This is a genomic window from Qipengyuania pacifica (assembly GCF_019857205.1).
Lineage (GTDB): Bacteria > Pseudomonadota > Alphaproteobacteria > Sphingomonadales > Sphingomonadaceae > Qipengyuania > Qipengyuania pacifica.
This window is the reverse complement of the sequence record NZ_JAHWXO010000003.1, coordinates 1-21967: the sequence shown is the minus strand read 5'-3', so window position 1 is coordinate 21967 and position 21967 is coordinate 1. Positions and strand designations below refer to the sequence as shown.

The window sequence follows — 21967 nt, the reverse complement described above, 5'->3', positions numbered from 1 at the left end:
TAAATGGCTGTTCTTGGCACCGAACTGCACACCCTCGCCGACATTACGGCTCGCCTCGATCCCGATGGCAAGACCGCGATTATCGGCGAATGGCTGTCGCAGTCCAATGAAGTTCTCGATGATATGCTCTGGGCGGAAGGCAATCTTCCCACCGGTGAGCGCACGACTGTACGCGTCGGCCTGCCGACCGTCACCGCGCGTGGCATCAACCAGGGCGTAGATCCGAGTAAGAGCCGCGTGGCTCAGGTCGACGAAGGCGCGGCCATGTTCGAAGGTCAGTCCGACATTGATCGCCAGGCGGCGATGATGAGCGGCAATCCCGACAACTATCGCCTCACCGAAGCGACCGCGTTCTACGAAGCGCTCAACCAGGCACAGGCGCAGACCCTGTTCTACGGCAACGCAGCAACGTCGCCTCAGGAATACACGGGCTTTGCTCCGCGCTTCAACAGCCTGTCGGGCTCCACCGCCGACCAGATCATCGACGCTGGCGGTACCGGAACCGACAATGCTTCGATCTGGCTCATTGTCTGGGACCAGATGGGCGCCAAGGGTATCTACCCGAAGGGCTCGAAAGCCGGCATCTCGCATCTCAATGTCACCGGCAACACCGGCGTCGGCGACGATGGTTACGAGATCGGCCACTACGTCACCGATGCGGACGGCAAGCGCTTCCTCGCGGTGTCGGACAACTTCATCTGGAAGTGTGGTCTGTCGGTCAAGGATCCGCGCCGCGTGGTGCGTATCGCGAACATCGACAAGTCGCTTCTCACGCCTGACTATTCGACCGGCGCTCAGCTTGAAATGCTGATGGTCGAAGCGCTCGAGCGTGTCGAAGGTCTTTCGGGTGTCAGCTACGACGGCACCGGTTCGGCACGTGCCGCATGGTACATGCCGCGCACCATCCGTTCGAATTTCCGTCAGCAGATGGTCAACAATTCGAACAACAGCAACTTCTCCTACGAAACGATCGGCGGCAAGCGCGTCCTCGTGATGGGTGAAGTCCCCGTTCGCCGCGTCGATGCCCTCAAGGCAGACGAAGCCCGCGTGGTCTAATCGAGACAGGAAAGGAATGGATCAATGATTACCGATCGCGAACTGACGTTCTCGAATGACCAGGCGGTCACTACGGGCACTCAGGTCTCCACCGACAAAGTTGATACCGGCGTTGCTGGCATCAACATCAACACCAACCGCGAACTGCAGATTTTCGTGAGCGTGACGACCGCCTTTGCAAGCGGCACGAGCCTCACCGTGAACCTCGTGGAAAGCGCTTCTGCCGATCTGTCGAGCCCGACCGTCCTTGCGACGTCTGGCGCGGTGGTTGAGGCGAACCTTACCGCAGGCCGCGTGCTGCTTCGCACCGCCGTTCCCCGCACGAGCAAGCGCTATCTTGGCCTTCAGTTCGTGTCGGCCGGCACCCACACCGCTGGCACCGTCTTCGGCGGCATCGTTCGCGATACCGACGACAGCACCTATCCGGCATTCGAAACCGGCTACGCCGAATAAGGAGGGTTGAACCATGGGTAAGAAAATTCAGGCAATCGTCCGCGGTCCCGAAAACTACTTCGACGGGCAGCTTTTCGCTCCCGGCCAGGTGGTGATGGTCGATGAAGACTTTGTTTCCGACGAAGACTTCATCGAAAAGGATGTCGAGGTCACGCTCAAGCAGCCGGTCATGGACAATGGCAAGCTGGTTCGCACGGCAGTCGAAACGGTAAAGACGCGCACGCGCTTCCGCCCGATCGATTCCGACATGCCTCGTGCCGAGCAGCCCACCACGACTGCAGAGGTCGCAACCGCTCAGCTTGACCGGCTGAACGTGAACGACTTCCTGAAAGGCGGTGCCGACGACATCGAAGAAGCCATTGCCAATGGAACGGTCGACGATCACCTCGGTGTGATCGAGCAGGCCGAAATCAGCGGCAAGGGTCGCAAGGGCGTGAAGGCGGCTATTGCAGCCCGCCGCGCTGCGCTGTCGCAGTAATCACGCATCCTCAGGGGGTGAGGGGTCGGGAGGCATTGCGCTTCTCGGCCCTTCATTTTGAGATACGCAAGGGCGCGACATAGCGTCGGCGCATGGCTGCTAATCCTCTCAACACGCGCGGTGCAGAACGTCAGCCGAAACGGCCTAGCTCGTTTCCGTTCGATCGTGGGCGGATTTCCGACATCGAAGGTGCAGTAAGCCAGGTGCGCAGCACCGTGAATGCGCAAGGGGAAGCTCTTTCCAGCGTCCCGCAAATCATCGGAACGTACACTGTTGCTCAGCTGCCCGATCCGACCCTTCGCGTGGGCAAGTATGCGCGTGTGACGGACCTGTTCGGCGATAAGGTCGATCTCGTTCTTGCCTCGCAGACAGGCGCGGTAGCGTATTGGCAACCGGTGCGACCAAATTACGCCGGGATGCGCACAGCTTCTTCGCAGACGATCGAACCTTTGAACGTGCCATCTGCGCTCATCCTCACGGGTTCAATCGGCGCCGGTGTGACGCGCACACTTACGCTCGGAACTGCCACGGCATTCCCCGGTGCATCGTTCGATCTACGCTTTACTGGCTCATTGCTGGGCGCGCTGAACGTCGCCGGTTTGGGCCTTGGCTCGGCCGTGTCGTTGGCTCTCGGGGCCTATCGCAAATTCGTGTGCGTGATGAACGGCAATGCGTTCGAATGGAGGCAGATCGTCTAATGGCCCGCAACCTGATCCAGATTTGCAATGAGGCGATATCCGACCTTCCTGCGCACCCGATCACCGGGCTCGACGATCAGCGCAAAGAGGCACGCGAATGCTCGCGGCACCTCAATGGCGTTGTCGCGGATCTGCTTGATGAGCATGATTTCGACTTCGCCCGGCGCCGCGTAGCTCTGGCCTCGGTGGCCAATGCCCGCGAAGGCGAATGGGGCTACGCATACCGTTTGCCGGATGCCATCGTGTCCCCGATCAAACTCGTGCGCGATTACAGCGCCAATTCGGTCGGTCTCGTCGTGACGCCAATCTACTATTGGCCCGGCGTGGATCTTGGGTTGCTCGGCTATGCGCCAATCGATTACGAGATTGCGGACAATACGCTGTTCACCAATCTCGATGAAGCCATTCTCGAATACTCGGTCGACGCCCTCGAACCCAACAAGTGGCCCCCACTGTTTGCCCAGGCGGTTATCCGTTTGCTGGCCGCCCGCATCTATCGTCCGATCCTTGGCGAGAAAGCCGACACAGGTGAGTGGCGTGTGAAACAGCAGGCCGCGGCATACGCAGCCGCTGAAGCGCGGGCATCGGATCTCAATCGGCGGCCGCGGGAGCGTAAGGAGCATGTCTCCGAAGCTGAGCGCGCACGCGGTGGGGGTATCCTATGGCGACGCTGAGCAAGCGGAATTTCACCCGCGGGATATTCTCGCCAGTCGTTCAGTCGAGGCGCGATGTCGACGCATGGACTGCCGGCGCCAAGCGGCTCACGAATGTCTTCCTGCTCAAGCACGGCGGTGTTCGCAAGCGGCCCGGCACACTGTTCGTCTACAAGCTCCCTGAAGACGATGATGATGTCCGGCTACTGCCATTCACTTATTCCCCGGGGCAATCGTACGTTTTGACGATGGGGCAGGCGACCATGAAGCCGATTGCGCTCGGTGGCGCTGTTCTATCCGAAGGCTTTGGCATCACGGCGATTACGAAGGCCAACCCCGGAGTAGTGACAGCGCCCTATCATGGCCTTGCGACGGGTGACGAAGTGTTTCTGTCCGGTATCGAGGGAATGACCGAACTGAATGGCCGCACGGTCACAGTCACGGTCACGGGCACGAACACCTTCTCGATCGGCATCGATACGACCGGCTACGCCACATTCACGTCTGATGATGGTATCGTTCGGCCAACACCTCCCACGCCTGCTCCGACGCCTCCGCCCGTGCCGACGCCAACACCCACGCCGACGCCGCCCGCAACTACACCTCCGGGAGGCGGTGGCGGGGGCGGCGGTTTCAACCCCGACGTCGTGATTTACTGATGGCTGTCTATCCGCTCTACAAAGTCGCAACGCCCTACAATGCAAGCGAACTCGCCGATCTCGATTTCGTGCAGTCGTTCGACACGATCTATCTTGCGCACGAGTATTACAAGCCCGCCAAGATGGTCCGCAACGACCACGACGATTGGGTATTTTCCTATGTGACGTTTTCGCCGGGTATCTCGGCACCGTCCAGTGTCAGCGCGGTGGCCACGGTGGCAAACACCGATACCGCGAACTCCGGTGATGGATACTTCCCGCAGGATTACCGGTACGTCGTCTCGGCAGTGAACGATGACGGACAGGAAAGTCGCCGATCTTCTGCCGCGAGCGCGACCAATGACACAGAGCTTCCGCGCAATTACACGACAGTGTCCTGGACGGCACCTGCGGGGTCTGTCGATTATTACCGGGTCTACAAGGCACATGAGAGCGGCAGCTTCGGTTTCATAGGCGAAACGACATCGACCTCATTCGTCGATGACGGGTTCCAGCCCGACTACGCCGACGCGCCGATCGAAGCATATTCCCCCTTCGCTACGTCCGGCAACTACCCTGCCCGCCTTGGCTTTTGGGAACAGCGGCTGTGGTTCGGTCGGACACGAAATAATCCGAACGCCGTGTTCGCGTCGCGCACGGCCGAGTTCGAGAATATGGACTTTGCGCGTCCGCAGCGTGAAAACGACAGCATCGCGATGGCTATCTCGACAGGCGAGAGCAATGTCATCGAAGCGATCCTGCCGCTTGACCGCCTGCTGATTGGCACGAGCGATAACATCTTCTCGCTGTTCGGCCCCAATGACGGCATCCTTGTTCCCACACCGCCACCTGGCGCCAAGCGTCACGTTGGCCGCGGGATTGCGCAGCCTAAGCCGGTGATGATCGGGGAAAGCGCGTTCTATCAACCACGCGTCGAAACCGGCGTCCGCGCCATTGGCTTTGCCTTCGAGATTGATGGCTACAAGTCGAGCGATGTATCAATCTTCGCTCCGCACCTGTTCCAGAACCGTCGTATTCGGCGGTGGGCATACCAGGCTGAGCCTGTCTCGGTCATCTGGATCGTGATGGACGATGGCGATGTACTGGCGTTCACATGGGAATCGGAACAGCAAGTTTGGGGGTTCACCGAGATCGATCTAGGCGGCAAGGCTTTGGATGTTGTGGCTATCCCTGAAGGCGAAGAGTCGAGGGTATATTTTGTCGTCGAGCGCGAGATCAATGGCGAGACTGTGCGCTATGTGGAAATACTGAACCGCATCAAGTGGACCGATTACCAACTGGCCTCACACCTCGACGCTTCACGCATATACCAGTTCGAAGACCCGACGACCGAAGTTATCGGGCTTCAACATCTCGAAGGCGAAACGGTCGGTATCCTCGCAGATGGCTACTCGACTACTGCGGTCGTGACTGATGGTGCGATCGAGGTCGCCGAACCCGCTTCGAAGTTCGTCATCGGCCTGCCTTTCGACGCTATCATCGAGACGATGCCGCTGCCGCCCGAACCGAACAAGAAGATCACGGGCGAGATTTATGTCGAGATGATCGACAGCTTTGACGTCTATGCGGGGCGGCACGAAGACGAGCTTGAGCTTATCACCACGCGTCCTGAAGGGTACATCGGCCCACCCCTGCCCTTCACCGGTGTTCCTGAGCCTGCCCGGCCCGACCAGGTTGTCGATCGCGAGGCGACCATCATCGTCAAGCAGACGTCGCCATATCCGCTGATCGTGACGGCAGTGCATTACGGGGTCGAAGCGAAGGGCCGCGGGTGAAACTGATCCCGGCTTCGGTCGACCACATCCCACATCTTGCAGCGAATATGCGCGGTGCTGACGTGCGCGAAGTCACCGCGTTAGGGCGATCACCGCACTCGGCATTGGAAGCGGGACTGCGCGCGTCGCTCTGGGCACTAACTGCGGTGGAGGATGAGCCCGTCGCTATGCTCGGCGTCGCCCCCCGGTCGATGGTGGAAGGCGTCGGCGTGCCATGGATGCTCGGGACTGAGCGAGCATATAACTGCGGTCGCGCTCTGCTTTCCCTATCGCCGCCAGTGTTCGCAGAGATGCGCGAGACCTTTTCTCGCCTCGAAAACGTAGTCGATGCCGACAACATGCGCGCGATCCGGTTTCTGCGCTGGGCAGGTTTTGAGATTTGCGAGGACGCTGTCCAGATTGGCGACGTGTCATTCCTGAGGTTCGCCAGTGTGTAACCCTGCCATTCTTGTCGTAGCCTCGACTGCCCTGACTGCGGCGGGCCAATGGCAGTCGGCGCTCTATGCGTCGCGCACGGCACGTTACCGTTCGCAAGTCGCTCAGCAGAACAAGGCTATCGAGCGTGAAGGCGCGGAAGATGCCATCGCACAGGGGCAAGAGCAGCAGCGGCAGCTTGGGCGCGAAGTAGCCGGTCGGATTGGAGCACAGGAAGCGCGCCTGGCGGGGAACAACGTCGACATCACGCAAGGGTCGGCTGCCCGGCTACTCGACGACACACGCATGATCGGTCGTGAAGATAGCGAAGCGCTGTCCGAGAACATCCGCAGGCAGGTGAAGTCGCAGCAGATCAGCGCATGGAATTACGAAAGCGAGAGCCGAACGGCGAAGGCTGAAGCGCGGCAGGCAAAAACCGCTGGCATGTTCTCGGTCGCATCGACGTTCCTCGGCGGTGCCACGCAATACGCCAAATTCAAGGCTCGCGGCTGATGGTGCAGGTTCCCGTCACTCCCGGCCGCTCTGTTCAAGTCCAGGCCCAACCGAATGCTCGCCTCCAATATGCTGAAGGCCGCAATTACATGGGCCGTGCCCTGCAGGAAGGTGGGCAGGCCCTTGGCCAGGCAGCGCGCGATTGGGATGAGATCGAAGCCACATACGACGAAGCAGATGCCCTTCGGATCGCAAACGAATTCTCGTCGTATGAGCGTGATCGGCTGAAGACCGGCAAAAACGCTTACCTCTCGACGCAGGGCTTCAATGCCGGAGAAGGTCGCGAGTCAGCGGTCAAGGATCTGGAAACCGCCTCCGAGAACCTTCTGAAGGGCGCGAGGTCGAAACGTGCTCGCGATATGGCGCAGCGCGCTCTCATCAACAAAATCGATACAGCACATACCTCGATCGCCAATCACGCGGTTGGGCAGATGCGCGTGGCCCGCACCGAACAGCGTCAGGCTCAAATGACGATGGCACTGACCGATGCGGTCGATGCGCGCGGGACCGATCAGTTCGCGGTGCAGGTAGGCGTGGCCGACATGGCCCTCGAACAGATGGCTGCTGATATGGGCTGGTCGCCTGAAAAGCTGGCCGAAGAGCGCGACGCCATGATCCAGGGCGTGCACGGGCAGGTGGTGCTCGCGATGGATAGTGAGGACGGCGAGCCGACAGCAGCGCTCGCCTATCTCGATGCTAACAAGGATCTGGTTGGCCCGGAGATGGAGGCGAAGTTGCGCAACTCGCTGACACCTCGGGTTGATAGCGCATGGGCTGATGGCATCGTGCGCGCTGGTGAGCTTGCGCAGTATTTGCCGGGGGTTTCGCCCGATGTCGCTGGCGATGGTCCTGCGGTAGCAGCTGGCGCTCGTGGTGGAGTAGCGGGTGAATTGGCAGGCGCCGGATACTCAGCGGCGGTCGTCGCGGGCTTCCTCGGCAACTTCGAAGTCGAAGGTGGGTATGGCGGCGCGCTCGGTGATAGCGGCACAGCATCGGGGATTGCGCAATGGCGCCATGATCGTCGTGAGAACTTCCGCCGCCAGTTCGGTAAGGAACCGCACCAAGCCACGCACGCAGAACAAGCCAAGTTCGTCGTCTGGGAAATGAACAATCCTCAGACTGCGGGTATGACGGTTGCACAGCGCGATGCAATCTTGGCCGCGCGCACTCCCGAAGAAGCCGCCGACCTCATCGACCGTCATTATGAGCGCTCGTCCGGTGCGCATCGTTCGCGTCGGCAGGAACATGCCCGTTCGTTCTACACTGGCGATCCCGGGACGCCCGGCATTCCTGCCGATCCTCGCCTGTCGACTGCTTCCATGCGCTCGGCTGTCGACGCCTATGTCGCAGCTAACCCAGGCATTTCCGAACAGCGCAAGCAGGCTCTCTACGCCTCTGCTGATCGCGCTGTCGCCGATGGCCGCGCCGAACGCGCTCAGGCCGAAGCCGACGTAGACCGCCGCGTGACATCGTGGCTGGTCGAAAACGCACCGAATGCCGATGACCTCACATCGATCGGCCAAGTGCCCGCCTCTGTATTGGCCGGCGCTTCTCCAAACCTGATTGCGTCGCTTCAGCAGCGCGTGCAGGCTGCGAACTCGCGCATACAGGCGCGGGAGAGTGAAGAGGCCGCAGCGCGTGTTGAGCGTGTCGAACGGGCCGCGCTGATCGAACTCGAAAGCATGTCCGACGATGAGCTGCTTTCGACGAACCTGTCGCTCTACACAGGCCGAGCCGATCCGCTGGTGCTGGCCCGCAAAATTCGCAAGCAGAAGCAGCTTCAGTCGTCGCCGGGTTCCGTGGTGAGCGCCGACAAGGTGGTGAGCGCGACCAACCAGGCCGCGGAAATTCTCGACATCGACCGGGACAAAAAGCCTGAGGAATGGGCACGGCTGCGCGGAGCTATCGAAGCCGAGATGCTGGAATACCCTGCCGACAAGCTCGACAAGGAAACCGTTCGGTCGATCGCAGTTGAGCAGACCCAGAAGGTCAAATTGCCCGGCACTGGCATATTCCGTGACGACCGTATCTACCGCTTCGAACTTCAACCCGGCCAGCAATACGCGCGAACCGGTGATGCCATCCCCTCAGGTGCCCGCGCGTACCTCGACCGTAACTTCCCGAATGTGAGCGAGGCTAAGAGGTTCGAAATCTACGAGCGGGCTCGCGCGCGAAACCTCGAATGGACATTCAAATAGATGCCTCTGCCCACCCTTGAAGAGCAATTCCTCGCCGAAGAACGTGCGAGGATTGAACGCGAGCGGGAGACGGCAAGGCAGGCGCGTGCTGCGGCATCCATAGCTCAGCCTGCAAATCCGCAGCGCACCGCCGACGCAAACCGACTTGCCCGCGATGTCGGCCAGCCTCCGCAGGTGGTCGAACAGAACTACGACGCGATGACGCAATATCGCCGGGTTAAGCAGGCTCGCGATGCTGCTGCTCGCAATGCTCCACTCGGTGAATGGCTTGGCGATCAGCGTAATGCCGCACTTGCTCAGGATGATGTCGGCATTCTCGAAAGCATCGGCGACACGGTAACCGGGTGGCTGCGCAATAGCGGCACTTCCCGCCAGATATTCAACAATGCTCGGCGCGGGGTGTTCGCTTCCGACGCGTCTCAAGAAGCCGGGTTCTTTGATCGCATGGGCTCGCTGATCGAACGAGGCGGTGCCGCAGTCGACGAAGGCATCTACAACTTCATCGCCGGTACAACCGGTTCGACTGCAGCCCGCGATGCCGCTCGCACCCTGTCACGGGGAACAACCGGGCGAGAGGTGGCGGGACAAACAACGTGGGAGGCGGTGAAGAACAAGCCGTCGCTGGCGAACATCGGTGGCTATGTGATCGACGCTGGCGCAGAAAGCCTCCCCGCCATGACGGCGCTGGCTATTCCCTATGCCGGGCTGGGTATTATCGGCACGTCGCAGACCGGTAACATTGCCGCACAGCGGGCACAGAACAACGGCCGCAACGATGTGACGGGTCGCGACATTGCTTTGTCGACCGGCTTCGGCTTCGGCACGGCAGCGCTTGACCGCCTCGGGTTCAAGGGCATATTTGGAGGTGCCGGCACATCGATCGGCACGCGTATCGGCCGGGCTGCTGCTGGCGAAGCCGGAACCGAGTTCCTGCAATCGACACTGGAATACACAGGTGGCGCGCTCGGGACGCAGGCCGGTTTCGATGTCGCAACCGCCTTCGATCAGGGCGTCGCCGGAGCGGTGGCTGGTGCTGGGATCGGTGGGGGTATCCGCTCGACGGTAGAGGTTGCCCGCTCCGCCCGTTCCATCGAAGCCGTCGACCGTTTGATGCAGCGCTCGGCAGAGAGTCAGGTCCGTCAGCGCGATCCGGAGAATTTCCGCACTTTGATCGAAAGTTTGGCCGGTTCGGAATCGGATGGGAACCTGTATGTCTCAGGCGAGACGATCCGCTCGCTCAACCAAGACTATGCCGAAGACGAGTTCTGGGGGCAGTTCGCCGAAGAGATCGACGATGCACTGCTGACCGGCGGGGATGTGGCTATTCCAGTGTCACGTGCTGCTGCGGAACTGTCTGGTCGTCCTGATTGGGAAGCGATCAAGGGAGACGTCCGTGCCGCTCCCGGTGCGCTGACGATGAACGAAATCGAAGCGGCGGAAGTTGAATGGGAAACCATTCGGCGCGAGACTGGTGAAAATCTCGATGTCGCCGAACGGCAAGCGCGGGCTGCTGCGGCGCCGGGTGAACGTTTACGGGCATCTATCCGCGATCGGCTAATGACCTCGGGGATGGACCCCGATCAGGCCGCGGCAAATGCGGAAGTATCGGCGGCGCTGTTCGAAACTGAAGCTGCCAACCTTGGCTATGAATTGACCGGTCGCGAGTTCGAAAAGGCCGTCTCGGTGCAGCGGGTTCTCCCTGGTCTGGTTGCCGATCCTGAAGCCGCGGACACGCTGGACGTCATCGTCAACGCTATGCGTGGAGGTGGCGATGCGGATATCGGTGTCGGAGCCACGCTCATGGAGTTCATTCGCGAGCATGGTGGCATCAATGATCCCGGTGGTGATCTGGCGTCCATGGGTATGCCTGCACGTTTGATCCGCGAAACCAATCCAGACCAGGGCACGCTTGGCGGCATTTCCGGTGCCGGTGACTATGGTATCGACACGACCTTGCGCGCGGCAATCGAAGCGGGGTTTTTCCCTGAACTGCAGGGCGTGGAAGGTGAGGCGGGACCGTCGACGCTCGACACGCAGGCACTGCTTGACGCGATCGGGCAGGAACTCTCGGGCTCGCCTGTGTATGCAGAAACACGCGTCGATCAGATGCGGCAGGCTGGTGCTGAGTTGCGCGATCTGCTGGCATCTGCCGGGCTCGATCCTGACACCGCTTCGATGTCGGACATTCGCGCTGCAGTTGACCGGTTCGATGGCGGGAGGGCGTTGGATCAGCGCATTGATGCTGACAGCCCGCTTGGAAATATCCAGTTCGGCGAAGATGGCACCGCCTTGATCCGCCTGTTCGAAAGCGCAAACGCCTCAACTTTCCAGCATGAGATGGCGCACTTCTGGCTTGAGCGGATGTTCGCCAATGGTCGGCAATCGATCGAGACGGATGGCAATGAATCCGCGCGCCAGACCTTCGCCGATGTCGAAGCGATAAAGGCGTGGTTCAAGGACAATGGCCATCCCGTGGAGGGTGATACGATCCCGACCGAGGCACACGAGATGTTCGCCCGGGCTTGGGAGCAATACCTGATGGAGGGCAAGGCGCCGACCACTCGGCTACAGTCGGCCTTTCGCAAGTTCTCGCGGTGGCTGAAGCGCATCTACCGGGCCGTCGCCAAACTCAACACGCCGATCACGCCTGAGATTCGTGAAGTCATGGACCGTATGCTCGCAACCGAAAGTGAGATTGCCCAGGCTGCTGAGGCGCGCGCCGCCTACCTGCAGTTCGATGATGCTATCGCTGCGGGCATGTCGGAGCCCGATGCTCGCCGCTACGCAGAGCTCGGTGAGCAAGTGCGCTCGGAAGCTGAAGAACAACTTACCGGCAAAGTGATGCGTTCGATCCGGGCGCGCGAGCAGAAGCAGTGGCGCGAACAGGAAAACGTTGTTCGTTCCGAAGTCGAGCAGCAAGTCGACGGTCGCCCTCTGTTCGCGTCCCTCAAACTGCTGCGAACGAAGGGTGGCCCCCGCCTCGACAAGGCATGGCTGCAAGAAAAATTCGGCGAAGATGTCTTCGGCATACTTCCGGCCGGCACGCCTGTGTGGAAGCAGGGCGGCACAAATCCCGATGCGATGGCGGAACTGACCGGGTTCTCGTCGGGCGATCAACTGGTGCGTGAACTCATAGGCCTTGAGGCGCGGCGCCGTAGCATGAAGGAAGGGGGTGATAAGCGGCCTGTGCGTGAGGCCATAATCGCGCAAGAAGTGAATGCCGAAATGAACCGGCGCTTCGGTGATCCGCTAGCTGACGGCACAATCGAGCGCGAGGCCAGTGCTGCCGTGCAGAATGACAGGCTCGGCGAAAAGCTGGAACTGGAACTGCGCGCGCTCGCATCGAAGTCCAATCGCAAGCCGACGCCTTATCGCATGGCGCGCGAGTGGGCACGCGGACGGATAGAGCAAGGCGTGATCGCGGATATGATCTCGGGCGCGGCGCAGCACCGTCACACGCGAACTGCGGCGAAGGCGGCTCGCGATGCGCAGGCGGCGATTCTGGCTGGCGACATGGATGCGGCATTTCGGCACAAGCAAACCGAACTGCTGCACAACGCCTTGGCGCGCGAGGCTGCTGAAGCTTCCGACCAGGTCGATGTCGCGGTCCGTCGCCTGGGTAAGTTCGCCAAACAGACGAAGGCTAAGACCCTCCCCCTGGACTGTCTCGACCGCATTCACACGCTTCTCGAAGGCGTGGAATTCAAGCGCGTCTCTCAGCGCGGTATCGATCGGCGCAATTCCCTGCGAGAATGGATCGCCGGTGAGGAAGCGGAAGGGCGCACCGTCGAACTGCCAGAGCGCGTTCTGAACGAAATCGACACAAAGAACTGGTCGCGCCTCACTGTCGACGAGTTGACGCTCCTTGATGACGCAGTGAAGCAGATTGCGGCCCTTGGGCGCATGAAGTCGAAGCTCCTGACCGCGAAGAAAGATCGTGAAGTCGAGCAGGCGGCGACCGAGATGGAGCAAGGCATCATCGCCAGCAAGAAGGGTCCGAAGCCGACGCGCACCCGCGAGACATTCGGACACCGGGCCGCATCGGCGTTCAAATCCTTCAAGGCGATGCACCGCAAGATGGCCAGCCTGGCACGCGAAATGGACAGCGTGCAAGATGGCGGTCCCGTGTGGGACAACCTTATTCGCCCGATGATGGAGCGCTTCGATCAGGAAGCGGAGATGAACCGGGAGGCTACTGAAAGGCTGCTCGAGATCCTTGCGCCCTTCTATGGCCGCGATGCGCTCGGTCGACCGAAGATGGGCGGCAAGGGCATCTATTTCGCCAGCATCGATCAGTCGTTCAATCTTGAAGAGCGCATGGCGATCGTTGGTCAGATGGGTAACGCGGGCAACCTGCAGCGCTTAATCGACGGGGAGCGCGGTGAATTCGGCTTCCGCTGGTCGATGGAGCAGTTGAACGAGATCAAGGCATCGCTGACGAAAGAGCAAATGGACGCGGTGCAAGCGATCTGGGATATGTTCGAAAGCTACCGCCCGCTGATCGCGGCCAAAGAGCGCCGAGTGTCCGGTGTCGAGCCTGAGTGGGTCGAGCCGACGCCTGTGGAAACCGAGTTCGGAACCTACAAGGGCGGCTACTGGCCGATCAAATACGATCGCAAGCGCACTCTCGATGCGGCACAGCAAGCCGATGCTGCTGAAGCCGAGCGTCAAATGCGCGGTTCGTTCACGGCTGCGACGACGCAGCGTTCGTTCACCAAGTCCCGTGCTGAACGGGTAACGAACCGACCACTGCTCTATAGCATGTCGGGTGTGACGCAGGGCCTGACCGACGTGGTCCACGATCTGGCATTTCATGAATATCTGATCGATGCGAACCGCCTTCTCCGGCATCCCAAAGTGTCGAGCGCGATGCTCAACTATTACGGGCCTGAAGTGATGGAGCAGTTTCGCCGCGGCATCGAAGATGTTGCTGCCGGGGACACGCCCGCTCAGGATGCCTGGGAGCGTGGCATCAATCACGTTCGCATGGGTGCGACGGTGGCTGGTCTGGGTTGGAACCTCAAGACAGCACTGCTTCAGCCGTTCGGCATCACGCAATCGATCGTCCGCGTCGGGGCGCCATGGATCGCCCGAGGCGCATCACAGTTCTTTGCGGCTCCCTTCGAAACATCTCGTGTCGTCTACGAGCGTTCGCGGTTTATGCGAGAACGGTCGTACACGATGCAGCGCGAGATCAACGAAATCCGCAACCGGATCCGTGGCGGCACGAAAACCGGCGAATTCATCAACGCTTCGTTCTTCCTGATGATCACCCGTACGCAGCTGGCGATCGATCTGCCTACTTGGCAGGGCGCTTTCGAAAAGGCTGTGGCTCAAGGCAATGACGATGATCGTGCTGTCAGCCTCGCCGATCAGGCGGTGCGCGATGCGCAGGGCGGTGGTCAGGTCGGCGACCTCTCGGCAATTCAGCGCGGCGGGCCGGTGCGCAAGCTGTTCACGAATTTCTATTCGTTCTTCAACACGACGTACAACCTGACCGCGGAGAGCTACGCGCGAACCGATTTCCGCAAGCCCGGCGATGTGATGGCCTTGGCGCTGGATTACCTGCTGCTCTACTCGCTGCCGGCCGCGATGGGGTATTTCCTCGATGTGGCGTTCTCTGGCGGTGACGACGATGATGATCGCACGATGGTCGAGGGGCTTGCCTCCGAACACCTGTCGTATCTGACCGGCACAATGGTGGGCCTGCGCGAACTCGATGCGCCGATTCAGAACGTGGCCGAAGCACTGACCGGTGCAGAGCTTAATGAATACGACTTCGGCTACACTGGCCCCGCGGGCTTGCGTTTCTTCGCTGATGGCACGCGTGCGGCTCAACAGGCGTCGCAAGGTGAATTCGATGAGGCGATGCGCAAGTCGATGATCAACACCGGCGGCATCCTGTTCCATCTGCCGAGCGGTCAGATCAACAAGACGATCGATGGTGCGACCGCGTTGTCGGAGGGTGAGACCGGCAACCCGATGGCACTGGTCTCCGGGAACTGATTTTTGAGATACGATAGGGCGGCTTTTACCTCTGAATGCAGAGGTGATTGCCGATGCCTGTATCGACTGAAAATTCTATTTCCGGCCCGTACACGCCGAACGGGGTCACAACCGATTTCGCATTCGACTTCAAGGCAACTGCCGCCAATGAGGTTGTCGCGCTCGATCAGGATGGCGAAACCATCTCGGCGGCGCTCTATTCCGTTATGCTGGACGATGATGAAGGCGGCACTCTGTCGTTCAGTGTCGCGCCCGTGCTCGCTGATTATTCGCAGATCTTCATAGCGGGCAATCCTGCCCTTACTCAGCCTTCCGATTTCGACAATGCAGGGCCATCGTTCAACCCTGCTGCGTTGACGCGCGCGCTTGACCGCGCCGCGGCTCGCGATCTTCGCCAGCAGCGCGAGATAGATCGTGGCTTAAAGGTAGCTTTTGGTGAAAGCGCGCCAGCCCTCCCCGCCCTGGCAGACCGGAAGGGTAAATTTCTCGGCTTCAGTTCCGTCGACGGTTCGCCTGTCGCTACGGAGGGATCGGACAGCACTATCGGTCCGGACCTCGCCTCCACCGACGAGGACAAGGGCGCGGCGCTGGTTGGGTACAAGGCCCCCGGCATCGGTGCCGTCCTCCGCACCGCCGAAGACGCCTTGCGTGATATTCCCACCCGCGCTGGCTATTCAACCACCGCCGCATCGATCGCGGCTGCTGTGGCCGACGACTTCGTAGTGGGCGTGACGGAAAATCTGACCGTCAATATCCCCTCGGATGCGGCGACGCTTCAGATCGCGCTAGATAGGCTGACCCCGCTCAATCGGCAATGCACGATTACGCTCAACATAGAGAGCGGGCACACGTTGACGGCCGGTGTGAACCTATCAGGCGGCGACTATTCGCAATTCCGGATCGTGTCTGAAGATGCCGAAGTGCCGATCGCATTCAGCGGTAACGTCTTCACAGGAACGGATGGGGCAAAGATGCCTCGCCTTTCGTGCCTAATCGATGCGATGGCGCAAATCACCGGCAATGGCATCAGCTTGAATCGTTCTTCGATGGACATCGATCCCGGTTGCGGGGTCAAGAATGTATGGGGCACCGGGCTTGCCACCATCAACAACTGCTCAGTTGGTGCAAATGGGGCCGAAGGCAATCTGACTAATTTTTCGGGAGCAGCCAGAAACGGAACGACCGGGGCTGGTATCACTGCTTGGGGAAGCCAGGTTTCAGCCGAATACTGCGACTGCACCAACTCGGGATATTACGGTGCTCAGGCGGCGCATGGCGGCAGGCTGGCATTTCGTTACAGCGATGCGAGCGATGCAACGCGACACGGCATCAGAGCGTCCGATGTCGCAGTAGTTGATGCGGACAGCGCCGTTGCGAACCGTTGCGGATCGGATGGGTTCGGCTCGAACCTCCGAGCATTCGAGGGCGGCGTGATCAACTTCACGAATGGCACGGCCATCGATAATTTGGCTAATGCCTCAACCGGCCTTGCCAACGGTGCTGCGCTGTTCGCCTATGGTGCCGGGGCAGCGATCAATGCGCCCGGTGCCACAATAACCGGTGCTGCTCGTGTCGGCGTTTGGGCTGAAAGAGGCGCAACAATCACTACGGTTGGCGGTACTGTTTCCGGCAACGGTGTCGCGAACTTTGTTATCGTCGATGCCACGATCGTTAACGAGAAGATCGGCGGAACGAGCGGCACGTACACTCCAGTTATAAACGACACCTTCAACCTAACCGGAACCCCATCAGCTACCGCGCAATGGTCGCGGGTCGGGAACATCATCACGGTCAGTGGTCTTGTGACAGGTGTGGCCCCGACGGCGTCCGGAAACACCCGATTCGATATGTCCTTGCCGATACCGGGCAACATCGCCGGAGTCGGTGAGCTCGGAGGAGCGGGTGTCTTCTACTCAGCAAGTTTGAGATCTGTCGCTGCTGGGATCTACGGAGATATCACGGACGAAAAGGCAACTTTCAACTGGAATTCGCCAGTCTCTGGCTCGGGCCAGTCTATGTCGTTCACCTTTCAATACTTCTATCGCGCGCCATGAGCCGCCCCCTCGCCATCGCGCTCATCGCCTACGCCGCCTTGACCGGTTGGCAGGTCAACCGCTCGCTGCACCGCGCTTTCTCGGGGTGGGTGTGATGGAAACCGCACTACTCTGGATGACGGTCGCGCTCCGTATCATCGTTTTCGCACTCTCGATCTACGGCGCAGTCTACACCTTTCGCAGCTTCGTCTCGCTGACACGCGGCAATCAATCTGTGCCTACGACCGATAGCGCCGCCTGGTTCTTCATAACAGCGGGCTTGATCGCTTTTCAGATCCGCTGGTTCAGCGAAGTGCCGGAGGGCGTGAACGTGTTCTCGTTGACCCTCGTAGGAATTGGACTTGGCTTGTTCGTTTGGGTGCATCGCCGGGTGAAGCGCAAGTCGCTGGACCGGTTCAAAGACATATACGAGCGCCCCGACCTGTCGTTGGCGCTTGTCGATCTCGCACGCCACGACCCTGCCGAAGCCGAAAGCATGGCCGCAGAGGCGCGGCGCAAAACCGCAGAGGGGGTCGCATCCCGTGGAATTTGACTGGTGGAACGGTGGCTTCCTCACACTCGCAGGCGGCGCGATCGCTTGGGCAGTTGCACAGGCGCGCATTGCGAAGAACGACCGCGTAGAGCGCGAGCAGAGCCGTGAAGCATCCGAACTCGCACTTACACAGCATCAGGACGGACTCACGTTCGAACTGCTGAAGGCGGCACACAGTCAGGCCGCAGCCATGCGATCGGAGCTCGAACGAGTAACGGCAGAACTCGCGCAGTTCGGTGCCCTGCGCTGGCGGGTCGAATATTTCGAAGAGGCAATCACCCACGTCGAAGCACTGATCGCAGCCCGCCTCGATGGCCGGTCCGAGGCCGCCGAAGACAGCGCGCGCAAGTTCCTCGCCCGGGTGCAGACGATGAACGCCGCCGCAGGCCTCGCCGCCAATCGTGCTCAGAACGAACTCGCACGGCGCAAGAAGATCGAAAAGGAATGACCATGGCGACTATCTCAGACGACGCATTCGTGCGGCTATTCCAGGAACGCGCAGGATTGGACGTAGACGGATGGGCAGGCCGCGACACCATAGCGGTGCTCGACGAGCTCCTGCCCCACCCCGCGCCTAAGGAAATGGACATTCCGGATGACTACTGGCCAATGCTGTCGAAGATCGAGAGCAACGACCATCCCTATGTGAAAGCAGGCACGTCCAGCGCTTCCGGCCTCTACCAGTTCATCCGATCGACGTGGATCGGCGAAGGTGGGCAGTGGGGCACAGATATGTCGCAGGCGTTCGGTGGCCTGCGCCCGAGCGTCGAAGAGCAGCTGGCTCGTGCGAAGTCGTTCACCGGTAAGAACGCGGCTTACCTCAAATTGAAGGGCATCCCGATCAACCGAGCATCGCTCTACGCCGCGCACTTCTTCGGCCCTCTGACGGCTGCTCAGGTGATCGGCGCGGACGTAAACGCGCGCGCGGACCTGATCGCTGGATCAGCAGCTACAAGGGCGAACCCATCCATCCTGCGCGGAAAGACCGTCGGCCAGTTCCTTACCTGGCTGCATAACAAGACCGGGGAGTGGGCGCGATGATGTGGCGCGAGTTCTGGAGCCGCTTTCTCTCCCCGCAAACCGCGCGTTTCGTGCTGGCGCTGCTCGCCTTGGGGTTCGCGGCGTATGGTGCGAACATCCTGATCGGGCGCGAAGGCGACGAAGCAGGACAGGCCGCGACCTTCGCCGTCGGCCAGTTGTTCGCTTTGGCCACTCTCGCTTTTGGCTACTATTTTGGCAGCACAGCGCGGGGTGATGAACGCCCTGTCGAGACCGAAATCGTGAACCCGCCTGACAAGCCCGCGAACGTCGAGGATGTGTCCGATGGGCGGTGATCGCCGAACCTGGCCGACTGTACTGGCCGTGGGCATTGCCCTCGCCTGTTTCTCCCTCTTTCTCTGGATGGTGCTATGATCGGGACATTCTTCGCATCGACCGTGAACAAGGTGTTCGCCATCGTGATCGGCATCCTGCTGATCGCACTTGGCATCGCGCTATGGTCGAACGCGGCCAAGGATCGCGAAAACGACCGCCTTCGCAATACGCTGGCCGTTTCAGAGGCGCAGCACAGCGTTACCGCTGCATCGCTCGGCGCTCTGACGCGCCAGATGGAAGATCTCGTCACCGCCGGCCAACTCCGCGAAAGCTTACTCGAGGAAGCCATGGAGCGCGCGGAATCGGAAGCGTCCGAACTCCAGGGCGAGGCCGATGCCTTGCGTGCGGAAGGCGTGATCGATCAGTGCCGATCGCCCGCGGGCGTGCTCAAGTCGAGAGGATTGTAATGCGCTATCTTGTTCTTGCCGTCGTGGCCCTTGTCGCTGCCTGCAACCACCCGCAGCCCGGCATTCAGGTGCAGACCGTCGAAGTGCCGGTTCCGCAGCCCTGTCTCGCGAAAGAAGACATTCCGCCCGAACCGCCGCAGGTTGGCGAGCAGCTGACCGGCAATGCTGCATCAGACCTGCTTATCGTAGCGGCGTCTGCGCTGGATCTGAGAGCGTGGGGGATCACGATGCAGGCGGCGTTAAAAGCCTGCGCTGAGTAGCCCGTAAGCTGTCACACCAATCATCATCGCCAGCAGCACCCAAAACTCCACAGCCCGGGCGAACCGCCTCACGGCCCCCATCGCCTCAAAAGCATCTCCACCGCTTGCCGCAACTCCAGCATCTCGGGCGGCCATGGGTGCTTTGCGTCGGGGAATGACTTCACCCGCTCGTAGGCTTGTTTGACCCGGGCCAGTTCCGGGCTCGTCTTCCACGCATCATGTGCCGATTGCGACATGGACATGCGGGGGACATCGATCATTTCGTCATCGTTGGTCATGCGGGCTGATTTGCCAAGCTGTCCCCGTGTAGGAAAGCGAAAAAGCGGTTGCAGTTCTTACCTTGGTCGGTCACCGCTTAAACATGGCTCAATCGTTGCAACCTCTGGAAATCCCACGGCTCATCTTTCGCAAAACGCACAAATCGCATGTCACAGAGCGCGACATCTGCCCGCATTATTTCCAGTCTTATGAGTCCTTGACGACCGACGGGTTTCAGCCGCGAAAGGACCTTGCCCCCTGGCCATACGAAATTCCGATCGATTGGGCGTCGAACCCATATTCAGACCGAAACTGGCAATTCCAGCTCAACGGTTGGCGCAAGGTCGAGCCGATGCTCGAAAAGTATTTTCAGAAAGACGACAACGCATACCTGTTGGAAGCGATTGCCGTCGCTTTGGATTGGCAAAGCTTTAATGCGAGCGGCGCCGAGAACCCTTTCGCCTGGCATGATATGGCGACCGGGATGCGAGCGGCGAGGCTGGCTCTGTTCCTCGATCGCATCTTCAGCAAGCGTGTCACAGTGCCGGACGGCGCGACCGAAGCATTACTTGAATGCGCATCAGAGCACATCGTTCGCCTTCGCGACGAGACATTCATAAGCAAAGGCAACCATGGCGTTTTTCAAGTCTTTGGGCTCAGCTTGCTGGCATCCGTAGCTCTGGGGCCGATGGCGAATAGGGCTTGTCAAGCATACTGCGCCAAGATGTTCCGAAAGATCATGAAGCAGGGCTACACTGATGAAGGTGTCCACAAAGAGCATTCGCCCTCCTATCACCTATTTACCACCGATCGCATTCTACAGTTCAACCCTCGGCGCGTAGCTGATGCCGCCACCGCAGACCTTCTAGCTCGCGCGGAAAAGCTTGGGCCATGGTTCGTTCGGCCTGACCACTATGTTTCACCGCTGGGCGATAGCAGTGGCAAAGGTCGGCGTTTGACTGGTGCGGTGAAACTGGCGCACCTCGCTTCCGGAAGATCGTTCGCCGTGGCCGATCTCGCAAAGTCGGGTTACGCAATAGTTCGATCTGACCCGAATGCCGAACATCAGCCATCGATGCTGACCGTCACTGGCAGTTGGTATTCCAACGCGCACAAGCACAACGATGAGCTCAGCTTCACTTTGTTTGAGCATGGTGAGCCGGTTTTCATCGATAGTGGCAAGTACGGCTACCAATACGATGACAAGCGCGCATACATCGTCAGCGCAGCTGCGCACAACACAGTCAGTTTCCGCGATCCTGCGATAGAGGTCGGGCGACCGAGCAGGAAAGGTTCTTTCCTGCACCTCATCACACAAGAGGATGATGGCTTTGTCGTCGGCGGTGAGGTTGAACGCGGGGCCTACTCGCATTCCCGACGCTTGCTCTACTGCCCGGAGAAACACCTTCACATTGTCGATACTGTCCAAGGTTCGGAAGGGGCTGAGTATGCCACCAGCCTGCACTTTTCGCACGAGCTAGAGCCGGTTTTGCTTCCGGACGGCTTCGAGGTTCGCCTGCGTTGTGGCAAGCTCATACGCGGGACTGTCGAAGGCGCTGACTTGCAACTGGCGCGGGGCGAGACCGGACCGATGCTGGGGTGGGAGAGTGTAGATTATCTGAAGCTCGTGCCAACCTCGACCGTGCGGGCGGTATTCAGTGATCGTAAGGTGGCTTGGCGGATCGATCTAAATTAAAGACGCGTCACTCTTCGGCCAGCGCCGCGTCGATCATCGCCTGCCACGTCTCGGTCGGACCGCCTTCGCCTTCGGGCAATCCGGCAGCCGCTGTGAGCATGTCGTCGGTGGGTTCGCGGATCGCCTCGAGAACGGCGCGAATGGCTTCGTCGCGCTCTTCAGCATCCAGTGTTATGCCGCAGCCGAGCAATGCTCGAGAGGCGCGCTTGATGATGGTGTTTCTCATGAGCATCCCTTCAGCACCACCCTTCCCTACGCCCCGACTAGGTACGCGCCAAGCCTTCGCTGAGAGCTACAACCACAGGTCGACCATTCTGGGAGTGGTCAGAGGATGGTCAGAGAAAATCGCTTTGTTCGCCATTCAGTCATGCTTCGTTCTGTCGCGAGTTAACGCAAAACGTGCATTTGGCGTGCTAGAGAACCCTTCACACGGGTGGGGTCGCAGGTTCAATCCCTGCCGCGCCCACCATGATTTCAGGTATT

At 60.2% G+C, this 21967-nt stretch carries 21 protein-coding genes; 19 read left to right on the top strand and 2 right to left on the bottom strand.

Annotation, left to right across the window (positions count from 1 at the left end; all coding sequences use genetic code 11):
• Positions 1-3 precede the first annotated feature (3 nt).
• The 18 genes from KYK83_RS05310 (at position 4) to KYK83_RS05225 (ending at position 19530) form a co-directional block, all read left to right on the top strand.
• Positions 4-1056: a major capsid protein gene (locus KYK83_RS05310; protein WP_222827472.1), complete on the top strand. Its 1053-nt coding sequence runs from the start codon at positions 4-6 to the stop codon at positions 1054-1056.
• Between the two features lie 24 nt (positions 1057-1080).
• Positions 1081-1509: a Bbp16 family capsid cement protein gene (locus tag KYK83_RS05305; protein WP_222827471.1), complete on the top strand. Its 429-nt coding sequence runs from the start codon at positions 1081-1083 to the stop codon at positions 1507-1509.
• Positions 1510-1522: 13 nt separating this feature from the next.
• Positions 1523-1987, top strand: a complete 465-nt coding sequence (locus KYK83_RS05300; protein ID WP_222827470.1) for a hypothetical protein — start codon at positions 1523-1525, stop codon at positions 1985-1987.
• 92 nt (positions 1988-2079) lie between these two features.
• The gene (locus KYK83_RS05295; RefSeq protein ID WP_222827469.1) at positions 2080-2685 is read left to right on the top strand and encodes a hypothetical protein; all 606 of its coding nucleotides are present in this window, start codon (positions 2080-2082) and stop codon (positions 2683-2685) included.
• Positions 2685-3359 (top strand): phage connector family protein, encoded by a 675-nt coding sequence (locus KYK83_RS05290; protein WP_222827468.1) that lies wholly within the window; start codon positions 2685-2687, stop codon positions 3357-3359. The genes KYK83_RS05295 and KYK83_RS05290 overlap by 1 nt, the downstream gene beginning before the upstream one ends.
• Complete coding sequence (locus KYK83_RS05285) at positions 3347-3997, top strand: ubiquitin-activating E1 FCCH domain-containing protein (protein ID WP_222827467.1); 651 nt, start codon at positions 3347-3349, stop codon at positions 3995-3997. Before KYK83_RS05290 ends, KYK83_RS05285 begins: the two co-directional genes overlap by 13 nt.
• Positions 3997-5772, top strand: coding sequence for a phage tail protein (locus KYK83_RS05280; RefSeq protein ID WP_222827466.1), 1776 nt, complete (start codon positions 3997-3999; stop codon positions 5770-5772). The genes KYK83_RS05285 and KYK83_RS05280 overlap by 1 nt, the downstream gene beginning before the upstream one ends.
• On the top strand, positions 5769-6209 hold the full coding sequence (locus KYK83_RS05275; protein ID WP_222827465.1) for a hypothetical protein: 441 nt from the start codon (positions 5769-5771) through the stop codon (positions 6207-6209). The genes KYK83_RS05280 and KYK83_RS05275 overlap by 4 nt, the downstream gene beginning before the upstream one ends.
• On the top strand, positions 6202-6699 hold the full coding sequence (locus KYK83_RS05270; protein WP_222827464.1) for a hypothetical protein: 498 nt from the start codon (positions 6202-6204) through the stop codon (positions 6697-6699). Before KYK83_RS05275 ends, KYK83_RS05270 begins: the two co-directional genes overlap by 8 nt.
• Positions 6699-8897, top strand: a complete 2199-nt coding sequence (locus KYK83_RS05265) for a phage tail tip lysozyme (protein ID WP_222827463.1) — start codon at positions 6699-6701, stop codon at positions 8895-8897. The genes KYK83_RS05270 and KYK83_RS05265 overlap by 1 nt, the downstream gene beginning before the upstream one ends.
• Positions 8898-14903, top strand: coding sequence for a hypothetical protein (locus KYK83_RS05260; RefSeq protein WP_222827462.1), 6006 nt, complete (start codon positions 8898-8900; stop codon positions 14901-14903).
• A gap of 53 nt (positions 14904-14956) precedes the next feature.
• The gene (locus KYK83_RS05255) at positions 14957-16957 is read left to right on the top strand and encodes an autotransporter outer membrane beta-barrel domain-containing protein (RefSeq protein ID WP_222827461.1); all 2001 of its coding nucleotides are present in this window, start codon (positions 14957-14959) and stop codon (positions 16955-16957) included.
• 94 nt (positions 16958-17051) lie between these two features.
• Positions 17052-17489, top strand: a complete 438-nt coding sequence (locus KYK83_RS05250) for a hypothetical protein (RefSeq protein WP_222827460.1) — start codon at positions 17052-17054, stop codon at positions 17487-17489.
• The gene (locus tag KYK83_RS05245) at positions 17479-17937 is read left to right on the top strand and encodes a hypothetical protein (protein WP_222827459.1); all 459 of its coding nucleotides are present in this window, start codon (positions 17479-17481) and stop codon (positions 17935-17937) included. The genes KYK83_RS05250 and KYK83_RS05245 overlap by 11 nt, the downstream gene beginning before the upstream one ends.
• 2 nt (positions 17938-17939) lie before the next feature.
• The gene (locus KYK83_RS05240) at positions 17940-18530 is read left to right on the top strand and encodes a peptidoglycan-binding domain-containing protein (RefSeq protein ID WP_222827458.1); all 591 of its coding nucleotides are present in this window, start codon (positions 17940-17942) and stop codon (positions 18528-18530) included.
• Entirely contained in the window at positions 18527-18823 is a 297-nt protein-coding gene (locus KYK83_RS05235) for a hypothetical protein (RefSeq protein ID WP_222827457.1), read from the top strand. Before KYK83_RS05240 ends, KYK83_RS05235 begins: the two co-directional genes overlap by 4 nt.
• A gap of 75 nt (positions 18824-18898) precedes the next feature.
• The gene (locus KYK83_RS05230; protein WP_222827456.1) at positions 18899-19270 is read left to right on the top strand and encodes a hypothetical protein; all 372 of its coding nucleotides are present in this window, start codon (positions 18899-18901) and stop codon (positions 19268-19270) included.
• Positions 19270-19530 (top strand): hypothetical protein, encoded by a 261-nt coding sequence (locus KYK83_RS05225; protein ID WP_222827455.1) that lies wholly within the window; start codon positions 19270-19272, stop codon positions 19528-19530. Before KYK83_RS05230 ends, KYK83_RS05225 begins: the two co-directional genes overlap by 1 nt.
• A 68-nt stretch (positions 19531-19598) precedes the next feature.
• Here the strand turns inward: KYK83_RS05225 and KYK83_RS05220 are convergent, their stop codons facing one another.
• A complete protein-coding gene (locus KYK83_RS05220) occupies positions 19599-19808 on the bottom strand; it encodes a hypothetical protein (protein ID WP_222827454.1) in 210 nt (69 codons plus the stop codon).
• Between the two features lie 95 nt (positions 19809-19903).
• Between KYK83_RS05220 and KYK83_RS05215 the strand changes: the two genes are divergently transcribed.
• Positions 19904-21484 carry a heparinase II/III domain-containing protein gene (locus KYK83_RS05215; protein WP_222827453.1) on the top strand — a complete coding sequence of 527 codons (1581 nt, stop codon included), beginning with the start codon at positions 19904-19906 and terminating at the stop codon, positions 21482-21484.
• Positions 21485-21491: 7 nt separating this feature from the next.
• On the opposite strand, the gene KYK83_RS05210 is transcribed toward KYK83_RS05215, so the two are convergent.
• Positions 21492-21710, bottom strand: a complete 219-nt coding sequence (locus KYK83_RS05210) for a hypothetical protein (protein ID WP_222827452.1) — start codon at positions 21708-21710, stop codon at positions 21492-21494.
• Positions 21711-21967 lie beyond the last annotated feature (257 nt).

What these genes read in the sequence shown, in the direction of transcription:
- KYK83_RS05310 (WP_222827472.1), top strand. Translation starts at nt 4, where the DNA reads ATGGCTGTTCTTGGCACCGAACTGCACACCCTCGCCGACATTACGGCT.
- KYK83_RS05305 (WP_222827471.1), top strand. Translation starts at nt 1,081, where the DNA reads ATGATTACCGATCGCGAACTGACGTTCTCGAATGACCAGGCGGTCACT.
- KYK83_RS05300 (WP_222827470.1), top strand. Translation starts at nt 1,523, where the DNA reads ATGGGTAAGAAAATTCAGGCAATCGTCCGCGGTCCCGAAAACTACTTC.
- KYK83_RS05295 (WP_222827469.1), top strand. Translation starts at nt 2,080, where the DNA reads ATGGCTGCTAATCCTCTCAACACGCGCGGTGCAGAACGTCAGCCGAAA.
- KYK83_RS05290 (WP_222827468.1), top strand. Translation starts at nt 2,685, where the DNA reads ATGGCCCGCAACCTGATCCAGATTTGCAATGAGGCGATATCCGACCTT.
- KYK83_RS05285 (WP_222827467.1), top strand. Translation starts at nt 3,347, where the DNA reads ATGGCGACGCTGAGCAAGCGGAATTTCACCCGCGGGATATTCTCGCCA.
- KYK83_RS05280 (WP_222827466.1), top strand. Translation starts at nt 3,997, where the DNA reads ATGGCTGTCTATCCGCTCTACAAAGTCGCAACGCCCTACAATGCAAGC.
- KYK83_RS05265 (WP_222827463.1), top strand. Translation starts at nt 6,699, where the DNA reads ATGGTGCAGGTTCCCGTCACTCCCGGCCGCTCTGTTCAAGTCCAGGCC.
- KYK83_RS05260 (WP_222827462.1), top strand. Translation starts at nt 8,898, where the DNA reads ATGCCTCTGCCCACCCTTGAAGAGCAATTCCTCGCCGAAGAACGTGCG.
- KYK83_RS05255 (WP_222827461.1), top strand. Translation starts at nt 14,957, where the DNA reads ATGCCTGTATCGACTGAAAATTCTATTTCCGGCCCGTACACGCCGAAC.
- KYK83_RS05250 (WP_222827460.1), top strand. Translation starts at nt 17,052, where the DNA reads ATGGAAACCGCACTACTCTGGATGACGGTCGCGCTCCGTATCATCGTT.
- KYK83_RS05240 (WP_222827458.1), top strand. Translation starts at nt 17,940, where the DNA reads ATGGCGACTATCTCAGACGACGCATTCGTGCGGCTATTCCAGGAACGC.
- KYK83_RS05235 (WP_222827457.1), top strand. Translation starts at nt 18,527, where the DNA reads ATGATGTGGCGCGAGTTCTGGAGCCGCTTTCTCTCCCCGCAAACCGCG.
- KYK83_RS05230 (WP_222827456.1), top strand. Translation starts at nt 18,899, where the DNA reads ATGATCGGGACATTCTTCGCATCGACCGTGAACAAGGTGTTCGCCATC.
- KYK83_RS05225 (WP_222827455.1), top strand. Translation starts at nt 19,270, where the DNA reads ATGCGCTATCTTGTTCTTGCCGTCGTGGCCCTTGTCGCTGCCTGCAAC.
- KYK83_RS05220 (WP_222827454.1), bottom strand. Translation starts at nt 19,808, where the DNA reads ATGACCAACGATGACGAAATGATCGATGTCCCCCGCATGTCCATGTCG.
- KYK83_RS05210 (WP_222827452.1), bottom strand. Translation starts at nt 21,710, where the DNA reads ATGAGAAACACCATCATCAAGCGCGCCTCTCGAGCATTGCTCGGCTGC.